Origin of the sequence: Acetonema longum DSM 6540, from assembly GCF_000219125.1 — a bacterium.
GTDB lineage: Bacteria > Bacillota > Negativicutes > Sporomusales > Acetonemataceae > Acetonema > Acetonema longum.
The window spans coordinates 1-18,804 of sequence record NZ_AFGF01000163.1; the positions used below are offsets into that span (position 1 = coordinate 1).

The following is an 18,804-nucleotide window of genomic DNA, read 5'->3' on the forward strand; positions in this document are numbered from 1 at the left end:
TAACCGATAAGCGGCTGATTGAGCTGGTAAAAGAGGGAGAGGCTTAGTTTCTTGCCCTCTTTTTCCTTTCTTGCCTTTCGGGGTTTTTACAATAATCGAAGCAGCCGGAATATGCCGGCGAGCCTGTCCGGCCGTCTTGGACCTAAGCCAAGCGATTTTTTTATGCGGATTTCGTCCAAAGCACAAACCACCACCCTTTACAAAGCCGACGCGGTGAACAATTTGTGAACGGTTCGCGATAGAGCAATAGGCTTAATATTGAGATCAGGAATTTGAAGAATGCTTCCCTGGTGTATTGCAACTATACACCTGCTTGTATAGTAAAATAGCTGCATACGGCTGGTAATAGGAGGGTGAAAGGTGAAATCGCTGATTTCCATTAGCGAAATGGCTAAATTGCACGGGTTAACCCGGCAAACCTTAATCTACTATGATGAAATCGATTTGTTCAAGCCGGCCCGGGTCGATGAAAAAGGGTATCGGTATTACAGCAACTATCAAATTCCCTATTTGCGTGAAATTTGCTTTTTAAAGTTTTTAGGTGTTAGCCTGAAAGAGATTGTAACGCATTTCCATGGCCGCTGCCCGAAAAAAGAAATGGCGCTTCTGGAAAAACGCAAGAAAGATGTTCTCCGCGAAATTGCCAGGCTGAGTAAGATCAGAGAGGCGATCAATCAAAGGATCAGTATCTATGAAGAGGTGACAGACGCCGACACGATGCAGATGCAAGAGCCGTTTATTCGTCCGATTGTGGTGCGACAGGCGATTTTCAAAGAATATATTCAACCGATTAATAAAGAAAATCTGCATCTGACCTTGATGAGTTTATGGCGGGAAATATTTAAAAAGGAAATGGCGCCTTCCGGCGGTTTCGGTTCGATTATCAAAATGGCTTCCATCCTGTCCGGAGAGCCGTTGAAAGGCGCCGGCAGCTGCGTTTTTTTATCGCCGTGGAGTACGGAACACGCAAATACCGTGGGAATTCCGTCTTCACACTATGTTTGCATGTATAAATACGGCATGCCCTATGATATGACGCATGTGAAAAAGCTGATGGATTGGATGGCAGAAAACGGATATGGGCTTGCCGGCGATATCGTTGACGTCTGCCTGTTGGATACGACTTTTTATAAGACCCCGCAATCCGTCGATTTCTGCATGCTGCAAGCCCCGGTAAATTTATGAGAAAACTTGAAAAAAACAAAAAACCGCTTGACTGTATGATTGCTTTACAGATTAGTATCTAACTTGTAAATTGCGCTTGCGTAATTTATATGAAAGCATTCTACATTGTCAGGAGGTTTTTTTTATGGCGCATGAAGTTTCTGATTTACGGTCTGCTCTGGAATTATTAGAATCGGTACCGGGTCAGATGGTGTCCACTGATGTGGAAGTGGATCCGTCCGCCGAATTGGCGGGGGTTTATCGCTATATCGGCGCCGGCGGCACTGTGGCCAGGCCGACGAAGCTGGGACCGGCGATGATCTTTAACAAAATAAAAGGCCATCCCGGCGCGAGAGTAGTGATCGGTGTGCTTGCCGACCGCGGACGCGTGGCGGCTCTTTTGAACACCAGACCGGACCGGCTGGGTTTCCTGCTGCGCAACGCTGTGAAAAACGCGATCCAGCCGGTTGTCGTCGGCCCTGACCAAGCGAAATGCCAGGAGGTAGTCTATAAGGCGACTGATCCTGATTTCGATATCCGTAAGATACTCCCGGCCCCGACCAATACGCCGGAAGATGCCGGTCCCTATGTAACCTTTGGCATGTGTTACGCTTCGGATGTGGAAACCGGCGAATCCGACGTTACGATTCATCGTCTCTGCCTCCAGTCCAAAGATGAAATTTCCATGTTCTTTACTCCCGGCGCCCGCCATTTAGGCGCTTTTCGCGAAAAGGCAGAAGCATTGGGCAAGCCTTTGCCGATTTCCATCAGCATCGGCGTCGATCCCGCTGTTGAAATCGCCGCTTGCTTTGAGCCGCCGACAACGCCGCTTGGCTTCAACGAGCTGTCCATCGCCGGCGCTATCCGCGGCAAGGCGGTAGAACTTGCGCCTTGCCTGACGATTCAGGAGAACTGCATTGCCAACGCCGAATACGTGATCGAAGGCGAACTGCTGGTCGGCAAACGCATCCGTGAGGACATCAACTCCAATACCGGCAAGGCGATGCCCGAGTTCCCCGGCTACACCGGGCCTGCTAATCCGGAAGTGCCGGTCATTAAGGTGAAAGCCATTACTACCCGTAAAAATCCGATCATGCAGACCTGCATCGGTCCTTCCGAAGAACATGTCAATATGGCCGGCATACCGACGGAAGCTTCCATCATCGACATGGTGGAACGCGCCATGCCGGGGCGTCTGCAAAATGTTTACGCCGCGCCTCCCGGCGGCGGTAAATTTCTGGCCGTTCTCCAATTCAAAAAAGGCGTTCCTTCGGATGAAGGCCGCCAGCGTCAGGCCGCTTTGCTCGCCTTTTCGGCTTTTCCCGAATTGAAGCAGGTCATCCTGGTTGACGAAGACGTTGATCTTTTTGATATGAATGACGTGATGTGGGCGATGACCACCCGCCTGCAGGGGGATGTTGATATCGTCACTATTCCCGGCGTCCGCTGCCATCCGCTTGATCCTTCCAATGATGCCGCCTGCAGCTGGACGATTCGCGATCACGGCATTGCCTGCAAGACCATTTACGATGCAACGGTTCCGTTCAGGGAGAAACAGCGTTTTATACGGGCTAAATTCATGGAAGTGGATCCGAAAAAATGGCTGCCTGATTTTGGTGCATAAACAGAACCTGGATATCCCTTAGCGGGACTGCGGTTCTTTGCTAAGGGATATCCGCCACTTTTGGCAAGGAGGAGAAATAATGGGAAAGAATAAGGGGATCATCGGCCTTGTCCTGGGCCTTATGGTCGGGATCGCTCTCTATTTTATTGAATTTCCCGGGCTGACACATGAAGGCCAATTGTGCCTGGCCTTTTCGTTAATGACAGTGATTTTTTGGGCTTTCGGCATTGCCCAGCCCGGTTATACATCCGGTCTCTATTTACTGTTGCTGGCTGTGTTTAAGGTGGCCGAACCCACTTTGATTTTCTCTACCTGGACAACCTCTATGATGTACCTTATCATTGGCGCATACTTAATTGCGACCGCAGTTAAAGAATCCGGTCTTGGCGAAAGAATTGCCTATTGGTATATTGCCAGGTATGTCACTGATTTTAAGAGTATTATCATCTCTATCTTTGCGCTGACCTTCATTTTAGCATTACTCATTCCGCATCCCTGGCCGCGCGCTTTTCTGATCATGTCGGTTATGGCCGTGGTGATTAAAAGCGCTGAGATCCCGCGTGAAGACGCGGTTAAAATCGGCTTCACCGTATTTACCGCCTCCATTCCGGTTTCCATGATCTTTTTAACCGGCGATGCCTCCATCAATCCTTTGGCGGCGGCCAGCTGCGCCCCGGAAACGGTGGGGTGGATGGAATGGTTCAAAATCATGGGTTTGCCCATGATTGCGACCAGCTTCATCACCATGTTTATGATCTTGTTTATGTTTAAATCCAGCCGAGGAGTAACCGTGAACAAGGATGAAATTGCCCGCCAGCGAATGGAGCTTGGTCCGATGACCGGCAAAGAAAAACGTACCGCGTTCTGGGTGATCCTGGCGATCATTCTTTGGATGACGGACACGGTTCATGGCATTGACATCGGTTGGGTGACTCTGTTCATCGCCGTGATGATGGCCATGCCGAAGGTCGGCGGCATTCTTGCTCCCGGCAGTTGGAGCGGCGTGCCTGTGCAAACTTTGCTCTTCTTGACCGCAGCCGTGGCGATTGGTCGTGTCGGCGGTGCCACCGGCATGAACGCTTGGATCGCCCAAACCCTTCTCCCCGGCACAGTGCCGGAAAATATGTTTGTTCTGGCCGCATTTATCACGCTTGTGTCTATTGTGATCCATATGTGCTTCGGCAGCGTGATTGCCGTCATGGGCATCGTTATTCCCGCCATGCTGGCGTTTACCAAGCCGATGGGCCTGACCAGCATTATTCCCGTTATGATCGCTTATACCGCCATCAACGCCCACTTTATCCTTCCGTTCCATAACCTGGCGATTTTGGTGGGCACGGGTGAGGAAAATGGCATGTATACAGAAAAAGAAACAATCAAATTTGGCGTCCCGTTCACGCTGGTACTGTTTATCATCGCCTGCCTTATCGAAATACCATGGTGGAAAGCGATCGGTCTGTGGTAAGCGGCAAAATAAGCCGCAAGACGGGAAAAACATTTACGTTTATTTGAGCGGAAGGGGATTGAGCCATGCGTTTGATCGTAGGCATCTCCGGGGCGAGCGGCGTGATTTTGGGATACCATATGCTGAAAGCCTTAAAGCAAATCCCCGGTATGGAAGTGCATGTAATCGTTACCGAAGGCGCTGCCAAAACCTTCGAGCACGAAACGGATTTGACGGTGGACGCAGTGACGGCTGCGGCGGATGTAGTCCATCATAACAGCAATATGGCAGCCGCTATTTCCAGCGGTTCCTTCAAAACCGACGGCATGATCATCATTCCCTGCAGCATGAAAACCGTATCCGGCATCGCTGCCGGTTTTGCGACGAATCTTCTGTTGCGGGCGGCGGACGTATGCATCAAGGAAGGACGCAAAGTCGTTATTGTGCCCCGCGAAATGCCGATGAGCCGGATTCATCTGGGCAATATTAAACAAGCGGCCGATTCGGGCTGCGTCGTCGTTCCTCCTTTATTGACCTTTTACAACAGCGCCAACTCCATAGAAAAACAAATCCATCATATCATCGGCAAAATTTTAATGCAGTTTGGTCTGGATTACGTGGAATTTGTCGGCTGGGAAGGAGCCGAATGAGGTGCTCTCTGCAACCATTACCGTTGGCAGCCTACCTTACGCAGTGACGGCTGCGATTACCTTGTGCGGCAAAGACGCGGCAGTCGTTATTGGCGGCGGTGAAGTGCCGCATGTGGGAGCCGCGGCCCTGGCACTGCCCAGGCCAAGCTTAAAAAATCACGGGGGTATTTCAGCGACGGCATCCGTGCTTTGCGTGACGGGGCATAAAGAAGACCTGCTTGCCAGAGCCGCGGCGCTGCGTTTGGCAAGCAGGCTGAACACCTCGGTTTTAGTATCGGTGGGCCTGCACTTGGATCATGCAACTCCTGACGACATAGTCCGGCTGCAAGCGAATTTCGAACGGCTGTTGGATAAAACAGAAACCTGGCTGCTGGAGAACTGAAAGTAAGCTATTATTTTAATTTGAAATCAAGCCGGTGCGGCGCTGAATGTTTAAACAGAGCGTCGTGCCGGCTTGCCGGGTTTTGACGGTTATGTGCAGGCGCTGGCAGAAAGGCATAACCGGCCAGTGGGCTGATGGAAGGGATTGCGTCGTCGAACTCTACTCCCAAAGAGCACTAAAAAGTGATAATTTTTTACTATGAAAGAAGGAATTTTATCGACGTAATAGAATCTTATTAATGTATAGATACATTCTGAAAATTGCAGCACGGGAGCAGGATCATGAAATCGAACAAACAGCTCGAAGCCTATATTCCTTTAGTCAATTTTATTGCCGATATTATCGGGCCGCACTGTGAAGTGCTTTTGCATGATGTTGTCGACGTACAAAACTCGGTAATCGCCATCCGCAATGGGTATATAAGCGGGCGGCAGCTGGGCTGCCCGTTGACTGATTTAGGACTGGAGCTGCTGGAAAACAAGGTTTATCTGCAGCAGACCGCGATTGTGAACTATTTAAGCCGCACATCCGGCGGCGAGAAGTTAAGGTCATCCACTTATTTTATTAAGAATGAAGACAATGAACTAATCGGGATGCTGTGCGTTAATATTCTTATTTCCGCCGATGGCCGGGTTGTCAAGGATTTAGCGGATAAGCTCATCCATACATTGTTGAACAACAATGGGGTGAACCAAGCTCCCCTGCCGGAAAATGAAGAAGTCGTTGAATCACTGCACTCATCCATTGAAAAGGTTGTGGAATCAGCGATTCATAAAATCATCGATACCTACGATATTCCGGTAGAGCGAATGTCGGTGGAAGAAAAGACTGACATTGTACGGAAGTTAAATGCAAACGGCATCTTTAAAATCAAAGGGGCTATCACCAAAGTAGCTGGTACGTTACAGAGTTCTGAAAGCACAATTTACCGCTATCTTTCTTCCCGATAGGTTTTTTACAGGACGAAGCGGCAGCATCATATGGGGGGATGAAACAGGTATGCTTACCTCTTGAGTTGCTTGCGTCTCGAATTTTCGTATATATTTAGAACGTCATATTTTTTTTTCGATTATTAATAAAAAATTATTAATAATACAAAGAATTTGTTATCACAGAATTTTTGCAACAGGAGGAAACAAAGAATGAAAGAAATAATTGAAACGCAAAACGCCCCTAAGGCCATCGGCCCCTATTCACAGGCCAGGATGTTCGGTGACTGTCTGTTTACATCCGGTCAAATCGGCATTGATCCCAAAACCGGCGAGGTAGTAGCCGGAGGAATTGCGGCTCAGGCCAGACAGGTGATGGAAAACCTCAGGCAAATCCTGCTCGCCGCAGACATGAATTTTGACGATGTTTTAAAAACCACGGTTTTTCTTACCAGTATGGATCATTTTGCCGCTGTCAATGAAATCTACGGATCCTATTTTACCGGAAAATTGCCCGCTCGTTCGTGCGTAAGTGTAGCTAGCCTGCCTAAGGGAGTTTTGGTTGAAATCGAGGTAATCGCCGGCAGCCACCATAAATAAGAGCAGTTGATGCTGGGAAGAATCGGATCACTGCCCTGAAGATAGAGGAGGTTCTATCATGGATATCTCATTGGAAGACATCAAAAAGGCCAGAGAAACTCTGGCCGGAATCACGGTGCAGACCGAACTGGCTTACACCAATACCCTGAGCGACTTAACCGGCAATCGTATTTATTTAAAGCTGGAAAACCAGCAGCGTACCGGTTCTTTCAAGCTGAGAGGCGCTTACAACAAGGTCGCCCATTTAAGCGCCGAAGAAAAACAACATGGCATCATTGCCTCGTCCGCCGGTAATCATGCTCAGGGGACGGCTCTGGCAGGCACCCTGTTCGGGATTCCGTCCACCATTGTTATGCCCAAGAACGCTCCCTTGACGAAGGTTAAGGCCACCCGCGGCTACGGCGCCAATGTTGTTCTCCACGGAACCGTTTATGATGAAGCGTTTGCGGAGGCGCAGCGCATCCAGGCCGAAAAGCAGCTGACCTTTATTCATCCCTTCAACGATCCTCTGGTCATTGCCGGGCAGGGAACCATCGGCCTGGAAATTTTGGAAGATCTGCCGGATGTGGAGGCGGTTGTCGTACCGATTGGCGGCGGCGGGCTGATTGCCGGCGTCGCGTTGGCCATCAAAACGCTAAAACCCAGCGTAAAAGTCATCGGCGTTCAGACCAAAAACATGCCTTCCATGGCCGAGGCCATTGCGCAAAGAAAAATTGTTACCTGCAACGGCAGTCCTACGATTGCCGACGGTATTGCCGTGAAAACTCCCGGGGAGCTAACCTTTGCTATGATCCAGCGTTATGTGGATGACATTGTGACTGTCGATGAGGAAGAAATCGCCGGCGCTATTTTGCTCCTCCTGGAGCGGGTCAAAACCATTGCCGAGGGCGCGGGCGCCGTTGCCGCCGCAGCCGTGTTAAACAGGCTGCCGGGCTGCCAAAATCGCAAGATGGCGGCGGTCATCAGCGGCGGCAACATTGACGTGAATATGATGTCCCGTATTATTAATCAAGGCATGGCGAAATCGGGACGCAAGGTTGCCTTTACTATAGTCATTCCCGATAAACCCGGTTCGCTGTGGCGATTGCTCCAATTGACGGCCGAAACAGGCGCCAACGTGCTGAATGTCACCCACCACCGGGAAAACCGCAACGTGCCGTTAGGCTATGCGACGGTGGAATTGGATCTGGAGACCGCCGATCAGGAGCAGATCGACGCCATTAAGCAGCTTCTGGAACAACACCAATACTGCGTGAGGATTGCATAAAGAAAAGAGCCTTTGCGCGACGGGAGAGGATTGCGATGAATCATACAAAGAAAACAATGAAGACGATGGACGGCAATACGGCGGCAGCGTATGTTTCTTATGCTTTTACCGATGTGGCGGCGATTTTTCCCATCACGCCGTCGTCCAACATGGCCGAAAGTGTGGATGAGTGGGCTGCCCAAGGCAGAAAAAATATTTTCGGGCAGACGGTGGAAGTGGTGGAGATGCAGTCGGAAGGCGGCGCGGCCGGAGCGGTCCACGGTTCCCTTCAGGCTGGCGCCCTGACCACTACCTACACGGCATCTCAGGGATTGCTGCTGATGATTCCGAATATGTATAAGATTGCCGGCGAACTGCTGCCCGGTGTGTTTCATGTCAGCGCCAGGGTTGTCGGCGCCAATGCCATCAGCATTTTCGGCGATCATTCGGACGTTATGGCCACCAGGCAGACCGGCTTTGCCCTGCTGGCGGAAAGCAGCGTGCAGCAGGTTATGGATTTGGCGGCGGTGGCGCATTTGTCGGCCATTAAGGGGAGAGTGCCTTTTCTCAACTTTTTTGACGGCTTCCGGACTTCTCACGAGCTCCAGAAGATTGAAATTCTCGACTATGAAGATCTGGCGAAACTGGTAGACCGGCAGGCTGTAGACGCATTTCGCCGGCGGGGCTTAAACCCGGATCACCCGGTTCTGCGGGGAACGGTTCAAAATTCCGACATTCACTTCCAGCAGCGGGAGGTAACCAATCGGTATTATCAGGCCTTGCCTGATATCGTCGAAGACTACATGGGGCAAATATCCAAACTGACCGGACGGGAATATCATCTGTTCAACTATTACGGCGCGTCTGACGCCGACAGAATAATTATTGCCATGGGGTCCATGTGCGAAGCCATTGAGGAAGTAGTGGACCATCTGAATGCCAACGGCGAAAAGGTTGGTTTGCTGACGGTTCATTTGTACCGGCCTTTTTCCCTGAAACATTTCTTCCGGCATATTCCCAGGACAGTCAGGAAAATCGCCGTTCTGGACAGGACCAAAGAGATGGGAGCCCAGGCCGAGCCCTTATATATGGATGTACAATCCGCCTTTTACAGCGGCGAATGGCATCCGGTCATTGTCGGCGGCCGCTGCGGCGTTGGCGGCAAGGATGTCATGCCCCGGCATATCCAGGCTGTTTTTGAAAATCTTAAAGCCGAGCAGCCGAAAGATCATTTCACGGTCGGCATTGTCGACGATGTAACCCATACGTCGCTGCCTTTCGGGCAGGATATTGACACGACGCCGGCAGGGACCAAAGCCTGCAAGTTCTGGGGTCTGGGCTCGGACGGCACGGTGGGCGCCAATAAAAGCGCCATCAAGATTATCGGTGATCATACCGACATGTATGCGCAGGCTTATTTCGCCTATGACTCCAAAAAGTCCGGCGGCGTTACCGTTTCCCATCTACGGTTCGGCAGGCAGCCGATCAAAGCGCCGTATCTGATCGACAAGGCTGACTTCATTGCCTGCCACAACCAGTCTTATGTTACCAAATACGATGTATTGGCAGGATTAAAGCCAGGCGGCAGATTTTTGCTGAACTGCGCCTGGAATGACAGGGAACTGGATCAACACCTGCCTGCCGCTATGAAGCGTTATATTTTCGAGAACAAAATTGAATTCTATACGATTGATGCGGTCGGAATTGCTCAAAAGCTGGGTCTTGGCGGCAGGATCAACATGATTATGCAGGCGGCTTTCTTTAAAATTGCCGATATTATTCCGGTAGAGGCGGCCACCGGTTATCTTAAAGAGGCGGTTGCCAAATCCTACGGCAATAAAGGGGAAAAAGTGGTGGCGATGAATAACGCCGCCATTGACACCGGCGTAAACTCCCTGGTGAAAATCAATGTCCCGGCCGCCTGGGGAAATGCCCAGGACATCCCTGGCAATCTCAACGTCAAGAAAGCGCCGGCATTTATCGAGAACGTTCTCGAGCCGGTGAACCGGCAGGAAGGGGACTCACTGCCGGTAAGCGCCTTGCTTTGCGTGGAAGACGGGACCTTTCCCCTGGGGACGGCCGCTTATGAAAAACGGGGGATTGCCATTAACGTGCCGGAATGGCAGCCGGATGCCTGTATTCAGTGCAACCAATGCGCCTATGTCTGCCCCCACGCCGCCATTCGGCCGGTGCTTACCGGCCGGGAGGAAGCGGCAAAAGCGCCGGCAGGATTTGCGGCCAAGCAGGCTGTCGGGATTCCCGACCTGTCCTTCAGCCTGGCCATATCGCCGCTTGATTGTACCGGCTGCGGCAACTGCGCCCAGATTTGCCCGGCAAAGGAAAAAGCACTGGTCATGAAACCCCTTGATACCCAGATGCAGCAGGCCGAGATCTGGGAGTATGCCATCTCTCTGCCGCCGAAAGCCAATCCTCTATCTAAGACAACCGTGAAAGGCAGCCAGTTTGAGCAGCCGCTTCTGGAGTTTTCCGGCGCATGCGCCGGGTGCGGCGAAACCCCTTACGCTAAACTGGTGACCCAATTATTTGGCGACAGGATGATGGTAGCCAACGCTACCGGCTGTTCTTCCGTTTGGGCCGGCAGCACTCCCTCCGTCCCCTATACGACAAATCACCGGGGCCACGGTCCGGCCTGGGGGAATTCCTTGTTTGAAGATAATGCCGAATTCGGCCTGGGGATGCTGTTGGGCGTAAAACAGATCAGAAATAAGCTGGTCATGGATATTGAGCAGGCAGCCTGGCTGAATCCGAATGGGGAATTCCGGCAAGCCTGCGAAGAATGGCTGGTCAATAAGGATAACGGTGAAGGAACACGGGAGCGGGCTGACCGACTGATCGCCCTTCTTGAAAAGACAAAGGGCAGCGATCCGCTGCTCAATGAAATCTATCAGAACCGGGATTTCCTGGTCAAACGGTCTCAGTGGATATTCGGCGGCGACGGCTGGGCGTATGATATCGGTTTCGGCGGCCTGGACCATGTCCTGGCTTCGGGGGAAAACGTCAACGTGCTGGTTTTTGACACCGAGGTATACTCCAATACCGGCGGCCAGTCTTCCAAGGCTACGCCGACAGCGGCCATCGCCAAATTTGCCGCCGGCGGCAAACGGACCAAGAAAAAAGACCTGGGTATGATCGCTATGAGCTACGGCTATGTTTATGTGGCCCAGATCGCCATGGGCGCCGACAAGAATCAAACCCTCAAGGCCATTGCCGACGCCGAAGCGTATCCCGGCCCGTCCCTGATTATAGCCTACGCTCCCTGCATCAATCACGGCCTGAAAGCAGGCATGGCCTCCAGTCAGTTGGAAGCCAAACGGGCTGTTGACAGCGGCTATTGGGCGCTATACCGGTATAACCCGCAGCTGAAGGAGGCCGGTAAGAATCCGTTCACACTGGATTCCAAAGAACCCACCGCCGACTTTACTGAATTCCTCATGGGCGAAGTCCGGTATTCCTCTTTGCGAAAACAGTTTCCTGAGATGGCTGACCGTCTGTTTGCCAAAACTGAGCAGGACGCGAAAGAGCGGCTGGCCAGATACCGGCAATTGGCTGATCAGTAAGCGGAAATACAGGAATATAGTATTATATTAAACAAAGGAGAGATGTGTCAAAAAAACAAGATATTAAGTAATCAGGAGCGCTCCAAAGAACGGTGGTTTTCGACTTGGAATTAGGTAAACTAAAATGACGCATAGGAGGGACTCAAATGAAAAAAATAGGACTGCTACCCAGATTGATCATTGGTCTTGTTTGTGGTATTCTACTGGGCTATCTTTCCCAAGAAGTTTTCCATACGGATTTTTTTGTCCGGCTCTTTGCCACTTTTAACGGAATCTTCGGCGGCTTTCTGTCTTATGTCATTCCCCTCATTATTATCGGTTTCGTGGCCCCAGGTATTGCCGAGCTGGGAACCGGCGCCGGCAAGCTGTTAGGCCTGACAACTTTTCTGGCCTATGCTTCCACCATTATTTCCGGCACCTTTGCCTATCTGGTGGGCAACACCTTCCTGTCCCGGATTATCGGCGCTGTCGGCGGCCAGGCATCCAATCCGGAAGATGCGCTGGTTAAAGCGTTTTTTACGGTGGACATGCCGCCCATTATGGGGGTAATGACGGCATTGATCACAGCGTTCCTGTTCGGTTTGGGTATGGCAGTTATCAAAAATAAATCCCTGTACGATGTCACCAAGGACTTACAAACCATTGTGGAAAAAGTGATTCAAAGCGTGATTATTCCTTTATTGCCGTTCCATATTGCCGGTATTTTCGCCAATATGACCTATGCCGGTGAAGTAGCGCGGATCATGCAGATCTTTGGCATGGTGTTCGTGATGATCATTCTCACCCATCTAGTTATTCTTGTATTTCAGTATGGGGTGGCCGGTACGGCAGCCGGGAAAAATCCCATTGCTGCACTCAGAAATATGATACCGGCCTATCTTACCGCAATTGGCACTCAATCTTCGGCAGCCACTATCCCGGTAACCCTGCGCTGTGCGAAAAATAACGGCATATCCCATGGTGTGGCCGATTTCGCCATTCCTCTCTGCGCTACCATTCACTTGTCAGGCAGCACCATTACCCTGACCATATGTGCTATGGCTGTCATGATGATGAGCGGTATTCCTGTTTCCTTGTCTTCCTTCTTCCCCTTTATTTTAATGCTGGGAGTAACCATGGTGGCGGCTCCCGGAGTTCCCGGCGGCGCTGTCATGGCGGCTCTGGGGCTCCTGCAGTCCATGCTGGGCTTTACCGAAGCGCAGCTGGGCCTGATGATTGCTTTGTATCTGACTCAGGACAGTTTCGGTACTGCCTGCAATGTTACCGGCGATGGAGCTATCGCTCTGCTCACCGATAAATTTGCCCAAACATCAACCGCGCCCGCAGGAGCCGGTAAATAAAAAACGGCTGCTCTGAACGACCTGTCCGGAACAGCCCGCAAAGACTCCCTTGCGGGAGTCTTTGCTATTACAGTATAATTTTTGGTAAATACATCTATCATATCTCAAGGGAGGAGAGGTTGCCTATGAACTTCTTTGACGTAATCGGACCGGTGATGATCGGTCCTTCCAGCTCCCACACCGCCGGCGCGGTTCGGCTGGGCAATATGGCACTGGCGATTCTCGGGCAGGACCTGCAGGAGGCGAAAATCGGCCTGCACGGTTCTTTTGCCGAGACATACCGGGGGCATGGCACCGATCTGGCGCTGATCGCCGGACTTCAGGGCTGGCCGCCGGATGATCAACGAATCCCTGATTCCTTTGCTCATGCTTCCCAACAGGGAATCAAATATCATTTCTACCCGGTACAGCTTGGCGAGCTGGCTCATCCCAATTCCGTCCTGATGGATCTCACAGGAAAAAACGGCGAGACCTGTCAGGTAACGGGAGCGTCGGTGGGCGGCGGTCGGGTGGTGATCACCAATGTGGACGGATTTCCCCTGGAATTGACCGGTGAATTTCCTGCGCTGCTGGTCGTACACCAGGACAGGCCGGGGGCGATCGCCCTGGTGACGGCCATTTTGTCCAACCGGGGAGTTAACATTGCTCAGATGCGAGTTTTTCGTAAATTGCGGGGCGGGTCAGCCCTGATGGTCGTGGAGACGGATGAGGCGGTGAGCGACGGTGAACTGAAAGCGATTGCCGCCCTGCCGCCGGTAACCGCTATCCGCAGTATCCGGGCCGTTTGATAAAGAACAGGAGGAGTCAGTTTTGAAAGAAAAGCTTTCACTTGAACTTTGGCTTCAGGCAGCGGATAACCAGCGACTGTCCTTCGCCGATTTTTGCATCCAGGAGCAATGCCGGTCACTGTCGGTGACGGAAGAGGCTTTTATGACCCGCTTGCTGGCTATGCTGACGGTAATGGAAGAATCCATAGCTTTTGGCCTTACCGGCGTGAAATCGAAGGGCGGACTGGTCGGCGGTGACGCGCAAAAATTGCAGGAAGCCTTGTCAGATGCCCGCACTGTCGGCGGTACAGTGATGTCCCAGCTGATCATAAAAGCTCTGGCGGTTGCCGAAGCCAACGCGGCCATGGGACGGATTGTGGCAGCGCCTACGGCCGGGTCCAGCGGGGTTTTGCCGGCAGTGCTGTTCACACTGGCTGAGGTCAGGAATTTATCAAGGCAGGAGATGGCAAAAGGCTTGGCGGTAGCGGGCAATATCGGCATGGTAATCGCCTCGCGGGCCTCCCTGGCCGGGGCCGAGGGCGGCTGCCAGGCGGAGTGCGGCTCAGCGGCAGCGATGGCGGCGGGAGCGGCTGTCACTTTATGCGGCGGCGATTCCTCCGCCATAGGTCATGCAGCGGCCATCGCCCTGAAAAATTTGCTGGGCTTGGTATGTGATCCTGTAGCCGGCCTGGTGGAGGTCCCCTGCGTTAAACGGAATGTCGGCGCTGCCGTGCAGGCGATGGCAGCGGCTGAAATGGCGCTGGCGGGCATAGAAAGCGTCATCCCGGTGGATCAGGTGATCGATAGCATGGCCTCGATCGGAGCTGCCATGCCCTGTGCCCTGAAGGAGACCGCTCAGGGAGGTCTGGCGGTTAGTCCGGCGGGCCTGGAATGGAATAAGAAGCTGTTCGGAAAATAAAAGCGAATCATCCGCGCCAGTCAGAATCGGGAGGCAGGCCTCTAGTTTACACTTCCCTACGATATAACATTATTGATATAATAATACTGTATCGTGTAGAGAATAAAACAAACGTTTTGAGTGAAATCAGAGGAGGAATAGAATGAAAACAGCGCGGAAAGTAATGATTACGGATTTCGGCGAGCCCGAAAAAATGTCGCTGCAGCAGGTGGATCTGCCGGCGCCGGCTGTCGGCGAGGTACAGCTTCGTCAATCAGCAATAGGTTTTAACTTTATTGATATTTATCAGCGCAAAGGGAATTATCCGCTGCCTCTGCCCACAGGCCTTGGCCATGAAGCCGCCGGCGTGGTGGAGGCTGTCGGGGCGGATGTGACTCAGTTTAAACCGGGGGATCGGGTGGCCTATATGAACGCCGGTCTGGGCGCTTATGCCGATTATCGCAATGTACCGGCGGAAAAGCTGGTGCATATTCCGGACAATGTTTCTGATGAGCAGGTGGCGGCTATGCTCTTCAAAGGCATGACGGCTCAGTATCTTTTGCGCAAAACCCATGTTGTCAAAGCGGGAGAAATTGTGCTTGTTCACGCTGCCGCCGGCGGCGTGGGTCAGATTCTTTGCCGCTGGGCCAAGGCCCTGGGAGCATTCGTCGTCGGCACTGCAGGTTCAGCGGAAAAATGCGCCGTTGTCAAAGCTGCCGGGGCTGACGCAGCCCTTGATTACTCCAAAGAGTCCTGGCCGGCGGACGTGCTGGCAGCCACCGGCGGTAAGAAGGCTCAGGTGGTTTATGACTCAGTAGGCAAAGATACCTTTTTGAAGTCGCTGGATTGCGCGGCGCCGTTTGGTACGGTAGTGGTCTTTGGTGCGGCATCGGGTCCGGCCCCGGCCATTGAACCGGAACTGCTCAATAAAAAAGGCTGCCTGTTTCTCACCCGGCCCTCGGTATTTCCTCATAACGCCGACCCAGCGGTATTCAGAGAAAACGCCGCAGAACTGTTTGCCGCTATTGCGGCCGGCCATGTCCAGGCAAGCATTGGCGCCAAATATAAACTAGAGGATATCGTTGCCATGCACCGGGCGGCTGAAGCCAGGACAACACAGGGAGCAAGCCTGATTATTCCCTGATGTGAATAAAGGGTTAAAAATTAGCAGATAAGATGCCTCCCAGGCAGTTGGCAGGTTGTGCCTCGGCCCTGAAGAGGCATTTTTACATAAGAATATGTTTTAACTATCTTTGCTATATATCATGTTAATATTGCTCTCGCTGCGGGAATATATTGATCGGATTAGCAGGATTTTTATTAATTTGTGGCAAATAATTCAATTCAGGAAAAAATGATTGTGAGTGATGATGTTGTTGATACGTAAGCTGAGCCTTGTTTCTCTGCTGTTTTGCTGCTTTCTGCTCATGGCGGCGCCGGTGGCGTCGGCTAATGTTTTTGTCCAGGTACCGTCAGACTATTTTGTCGTGATGTACGCGCCGAATCTTGAGAATGTCCTGGTGGCAGGGGATAAAGTAGCCCAGGCATTGAAGCTCCCTGCTTCGGCCCCGATACGGCAGAATGCCGAATTGGAGGCTCTGCGGCAAAGCGGCCTTGACATGACGGGAGAAATGGCGTTCATTATGCTTGATATGCCGGACCAGCAGACGCCTGATCCCAAGTTCGTTATCCTGGCGCGGATTAAGGACCGGACGCTGTTTAACCGCACTGTGACCACCGATGCCAGCGGGAACGCGGTGCTCCGCCGGGAGAGCGCTCAACCGATTTATGTCCAAAATTCCGGCTCTTACGCCGTTCTGGCGATGGACCCGGCCAGCCTGCAACAATACCGGCAAAGACTCGAATCCGGTTTGGCGAAGATGACGCCGGAGATCAAAGGAGCAATAGCCGGCAATGACGCCACCATGGTTATACAATTTCAAAAAGTATGGCCCTTGGTAGCCAAAGAGATGGAGAACCGGCAGGCGGAATTGTCCGGAGGGATGCTCAATGTGAGCCCGCGTCCGGGCCGTGCCGGGACTAAGCAGCCGGCAGCCCCGCAGGAAATCGACCCTCTGGTCAAATTGTGGCTTAACGAGACGGATACAGTGCTGGTGGGATATAAAAACGGCCAGTCCGATGTCAGTGTCAGCCTGTTGATGTCGGTAAAGTCCGGCGGTTTTGCCGCTGAAGCACTCAACCGGTATAACGCAACCCTAACACCGGGATTTGCCGGCCTGCCCGCCGGTAAATGGGCGGTCGCCGGGTTCTTTGCCGACGACCCTCAGGAAGCGGAAATGTACCGCAAGCTTACCGGCGAAGATTATCCGCCGCTTACGCCGTCGAAAAACAAGTCGAAAAAGAAGACGCCGCCGGATACTTTGAGTGAACTAATCAGCCAAAGTCAAAAACTGAGCCCGCTAATGGGAAGCGGACGTTACGCCTGGTATGTGGACGCAGCCGATCCGGCTACTGGATTTTTGCGGGGCGTTTACATTATTGAAACCAGCGATGCGACAAAGTTGACGAGTGAACTGACAGGGGCCGTTAAGGCCGTAGCGGCGGCTAACCGGGGAGATAAATCCGCCAATTTGAAGGTCGCTGAAAAGATCAGCGATGTCAATTTTGGCAGCATGACGGCCAAGCGCATTGACCTGAAATTCAGCGTCAAGGACAAAAGTAAAGGTGAGCCGGCAGGGCTGGACTTTCTTAGACAAGTCAACGGTTCGGAGACAGTGTCCCTTTATCTCCTGCCTTATGACCAACATACCTTTGTGCTGGGTATAGGCAATGCCGGAGTCCAGGTCCGGCTTGCCGCCATGACTCTGAAGACCGGTATCAGTTCCCTGGAGGAAGATCCGCAGCTCACCGCAGCCCGCCGCCGGATGGTCAGGACCAACCTTGGCATGCTGGCCGTGTCGCCGGGACGAATGGTCGATGCCATGAGCGGTTCCGACAGCGGAATGTTTGAAATGATGCTGGGGCAGCCGGTTGTCATTGGCGTCGGCGCCAGCGGCGAAACGATTATCCTGCGGCTTGATGTACCCCACACACTGTTGAAGATGCTATTCCCCCAGAAAAGTCCAATGGTTCCCAACAATAAACAGCTGAATGTTTAGAGACAGCATGAAGAGGCCTCGCCAACTTGGCGGGGCCTCTGAAGCAATATTGGGGACTATAGAGATTTTCACCTGATGTAAAGCTTGCTTTAAAAGATGAATTGGAACTATTAGGGGATTTGAAGCGCCTTTTTTGATGCCAGAAAAAATACCTTTACGAATTTCTTGATATTGATATGAATTTGGGGACATAGACGATCTGGTATTGTTTTGCCTCTGGTATTATTTTGCATGTTGAGCATGATTTTTCTAATTTCGGTGAAGTCAAAAAAGGCGGGAGCATATTTCTCAAATGTGGGATTCGTGTAGTCTGTAACGCCCAATGCGGCCAGATGATGCAAGCCCTGGAATATGGCACGGCGTATTCGCTGTTCCACCGCTTTGGTTTCCCTTTTTACAGCATTGGGCTCGGGAGAAGGGAGGCCGAGCCTTTTTACGGCCACATGGGCAAAGATATCCTTTAAGGGTGGAATCTCCTGTCCGGCTGGCTGTTCTTCACAGGTGGATAAATAGTGTAAAATGGCGAGCAAGTCACTGCTGCCGCTTTCGCTGATCATCCCCAATTCAGTCAATAAGTATTGGCCTGAAGTCATAATGGACATATTTCTTTCGACAGAGGGGGGATGGAAGACGGGTTTGTCAATATTTAACACATTCAGGTTTTTTTCAATGTTATGGATGACTTCCTGCAGCCGGAGATGCTCCCTCACCTTCTGAATAATGCCGATGACTTCCAGGCGATTGATCGGTTTAGTGATGTAGTAATGAACGCCCAGCGAATAAGCGCTGCCGATCATTGCTTTATCTTCGACCTGGGAGATCATAATGATTCCGCCTTTAAAGGCCGGGACGACTTCACGCACGGTCTGAATGCCGTCCCGTATAGGCATTAATAAATCAATAATCAAGATGTCAACCGCTTTCATGTTCAGCAGCCGGGCAGTAACGGTGAAGCCGTTATCTGCCACTCCGGCGACTTCACCCAGATCATTGTCTTCGATGATTTCTTCCAGCATGGAGCGAATGGCTTCATCATCATCCGCGATAAAGTAACGCATGCAAA

The 18,804-nt window shown here is 51.9% G+C and carries 15 protein-coding genes; 14 read left to right on the forward strand and 1 reads right to left on the reverse strand.

Going from position 1 to position 18,804, the window contains the following annotated elements:
- Positions 1-360 precede the first annotated feature (360 nt).
- The 14 genes from ALO_RS15215 (at position 361) to ALO_RS15280 (ending at position 17,741) form a co-directional block, all read left to right on the forward strand.
- On the forward strand, positions 361-1,185 hold the full coding sequence (locus ALO_RS15215) for a MerR family transcriptional regulator (RefSeq protein ID WP_004097485.1): 825 nt from the start codon (positions 361-363) through the stop codon (positions 1,183-1,185).
- A gap of 124 nt (positions 1,186-1,309) precedes the next feature.
- The gene (locus ALO_RS15220; RefSeq protein ID WP_004097487.1) at positions 1,310-2,788 is read left to right on the forward strand and encodes a UbiD family decarboxylase; all 1,479 of its coding nucleotides are present in this window, start codon (positions 1,310-1,312) and stop codon (positions 2,786-2,788) included.
- A 79-nt stretch (positions 2,789-2,867) separates the two neighbouring features.
- Positions 2,868-4,253 carry an SLC13 family permease gene (locus tag ALO_RS15225; protein WP_004097488.1) on the forward strand — a complete coding sequence of 462 codons (1,386 nt, stop codon included), beginning with the start codon at positions 2,868-2,870 and terminating at the stop codon, positions 4,251-4,253.
- A gap of 65 nt (positions 4,254-4,318) precedes the next feature.
- Complete coding sequence (locus tag ALO_RS15230) at positions 4,319-4,882, forward strand: UbiX family flavin prenyltransferase (RefSeq protein WP_004097489.1); 564 nt, start codon at positions 4,319-4,321, stop codon at positions 4,880-4,882.
- 1 nt (position 4,883) lies between these two features.
- Complete coding sequence (lpdD, locus tag ALO_RS15235; RefSeq protein WP_004097490.1) at positions 4,884-5,264, forward strand: prenylated flavin chaperone LpdD; 381 nt, start codon at positions 4,884-4,886, stop codon at positions 5,262-5,264.
- Positions 5,265-5,545: 281 nt separating this feature from the next.
- Complete coding sequence (locus tag ALO_RS15240; protein ID WP_004097493.1) at positions 5,546-6,214, forward strand: helix-turn-helix transcriptional regulator; 669 nt, start codon at positions 5,546-5,548, stop codon at positions 6,212-6,214.
- Positions 6,215-6,406: 192 nt separating this feature from the next.
- Complete coding sequence (locus tag ALO_RS15245) at positions 6,407-6,793, forward strand: RidA family protein (RefSeq protein ID WP_004097495.1); 387 nt, start codon at positions 6,407-6,409, stop codon at positions 6,791-6,793.
- A 58-nt stretch (positions 6,794-6,851) separates the two neighbouring features.
- The gene (ilvA, locus tag ALO_RS15250; protein WP_004097497.1) at positions 6,852-8,060 is read left to right on the forward strand and encodes a threonine ammonia-lyase; all 1,209 of its coding nucleotides are present in this window, start codon (positions 6,852-6,854) and stop codon (positions 8,058-8,060) included.
- A gap of 35 nt (positions 8,061-8,095) precedes the next feature.
- Complete coding sequence (gene nifJ / locus ALO_RS15255; protein ID WP_004097499.1) at positions 8,096-11,617, forward strand: pyruvate:ferredoxin (flavodoxin) oxidoreductase; 3,522 nt, start codon at positions 8,096-8,098, stop codon at positions 11,615-11,617.
- Positions 11,618-11,763: 146 nt separating this feature from the next.
- On the forward strand, positions 11,764-12,957 hold the full coding sequence (locus ALO_RS15260; protein WP_004097501.1) for a dicarboxylate/amino acid:cation symporter: 1,194 nt from the start codon (positions 11,764-11,766) through the stop codon (positions 12,955-12,957).
- A gap of 125 nt (positions 12,958-13,082) precedes the next feature.
- Entirely contained in the window at positions 13,083-13,745 is a 663-nt protein-coding gene (gene sdaAB / locus ALO_RS15265; RefSeq protein WP_004097503.1) for an L-serine ammonia-lyase, iron-sulfur-dependent subunit beta, read from the forward strand.
- Between the two features lie 22 nt (positions 13,746-13,767).
- On the forward strand, positions 13,768-14,643 hold the full coding sequence (gene sdaAA / locus ALO_RS15270; protein ID WP_004097505.1) for an L-serine ammonia-lyase, iron-sulfur-dependent, subunit alpha: 876 nt from the start codon (positions 13,768-13,770) through the stop codon (positions 14,641-14,643).
- A 142-nt stretch (positions 14,644-14,785) separates the two neighbouring features.
- Positions 14,786-15,766 carry a quinone oxidoreductase family protein gene (locus ALO_RS15275; RefSeq protein ID WP_004097506.1) on the forward strand — a complete coding sequence of 327 codons (981 nt, stop codon included), beginning with the start codon at positions 14,786-14,788 and terminating at the stop codon, positions 15,764-15,766.
- A 223-nt stretch (positions 15,767-15,989) separates the two neighbouring features.
- Positions 15,990-17,741, forward strand: coding sequence for a hypothetical protein (locus ALO_RS15280; protein WP_040293591.1), 1,752 nt, complete (start codon positions 15,990-15,992; stop codon positions 17,739-17,741).
- A 110-nt stretch (positions 17,742-17,851) separates the two neighbouring features.
- On the opposite strand, the gene ALO_RS15285 is transcribed toward ALO_RS15280, so the two are convergent.
- Positions 17,852-18,799, reverse strand: a complete 948-nt coding sequence (locus ALO_RS15285) for a response regulator (protein ID WP_004097510.1) — start codon at positions 18,797-18,799, stop codon at positions 17,852-17,854.
- Positions 18,800-18,804: the final 5 nt, after the last annotated feature.

Excerpts from the sequence above, each read along its gene's own strand:
- ALO_RS15220 (WP_004097487.1), top strand. The coding sequence starts at position 1,310 with ATGGCGCATGAAGTTTCTGATTTACGGTCTGCTCTGGAATTATTAGAA.
- ALO_RS15275 (WP_004097506.1), top strand. The coding sequence starts at position 14,786 with ATGAAAACAGCGCGGAAAGTAATGATTACGGATTTCGGCGAGCCCGAA.
- ilvA (WP_004097497.1), top strand. The coding sequence starts at position 6,852 with ATGGATATCTCATTGGAAGACATCAAAAAGGCCAGAGAAACTCTGGCC.
- ALO_RS15260 (WP_004097501.1), top strand. The coding sequence starts at position 11,764 with ATGAAAAAAATAGGACTGCTACCCAGATTGATCATTGGTCTTGTTTGT.
- ALO_RS15245 (WP_004097495.1), top strand. The coding sequence starts at position 6,407 with ATGAAAGAAATAATTGAAACGCAAAACGCCCCTAAGGCCATCGGCCCC.
- sdaAB (WP_004097503.1), top strand. The coding sequence starts at position 13,083 with ATGAACTTCTTTGACGTAATCGGACCGGTGATGATCGGTCCTTCCAGC.
- ALO_RS15225 (WP_004097488.1), top strand. The coding sequence starts at position 2,868 with ATGGGAAAGAATAAGGGGATCATCGGCCTTGTCCTGGGCCTTATGGTC.
- ALO_RS15280 (WP_040293591.1), top strand. The coding sequence starts at position 15,990 with ATGATGTTGTTGATACGTAAGCTGAGCCTTGTTTCTCTGCTGTTTTGC.
- ALO_RS15230 (WP_004097489.1), top strand. The coding sequence starts at position 4,319 with ATGCGTTTGATCGTAGGCATCTCCGGGGCGAGCGGCGTGATTTTGGGA.
- nifJ (WP_004097499.1), top strand. The coding sequence starts at position 8,096 with ATGAATCATACAAAGAAAACAATGAAGACGATGGACGGCAATACGGCG.
- ALO_RS15285 (WP_004097510.1), bottom strand. The coding sequence starts at position 18,799 with ATGCGTTACTTTATCGCGGATGATGATGAAGCCATTCGCTCCATGCTG.
- ALO_RS15240 (WP_004097493.1), top strand. The coding sequence starts at position 5,546 with ATGAAATCGAACAAACAGCTCGAAGCCTATATTCCTTTAGTCAATTTT.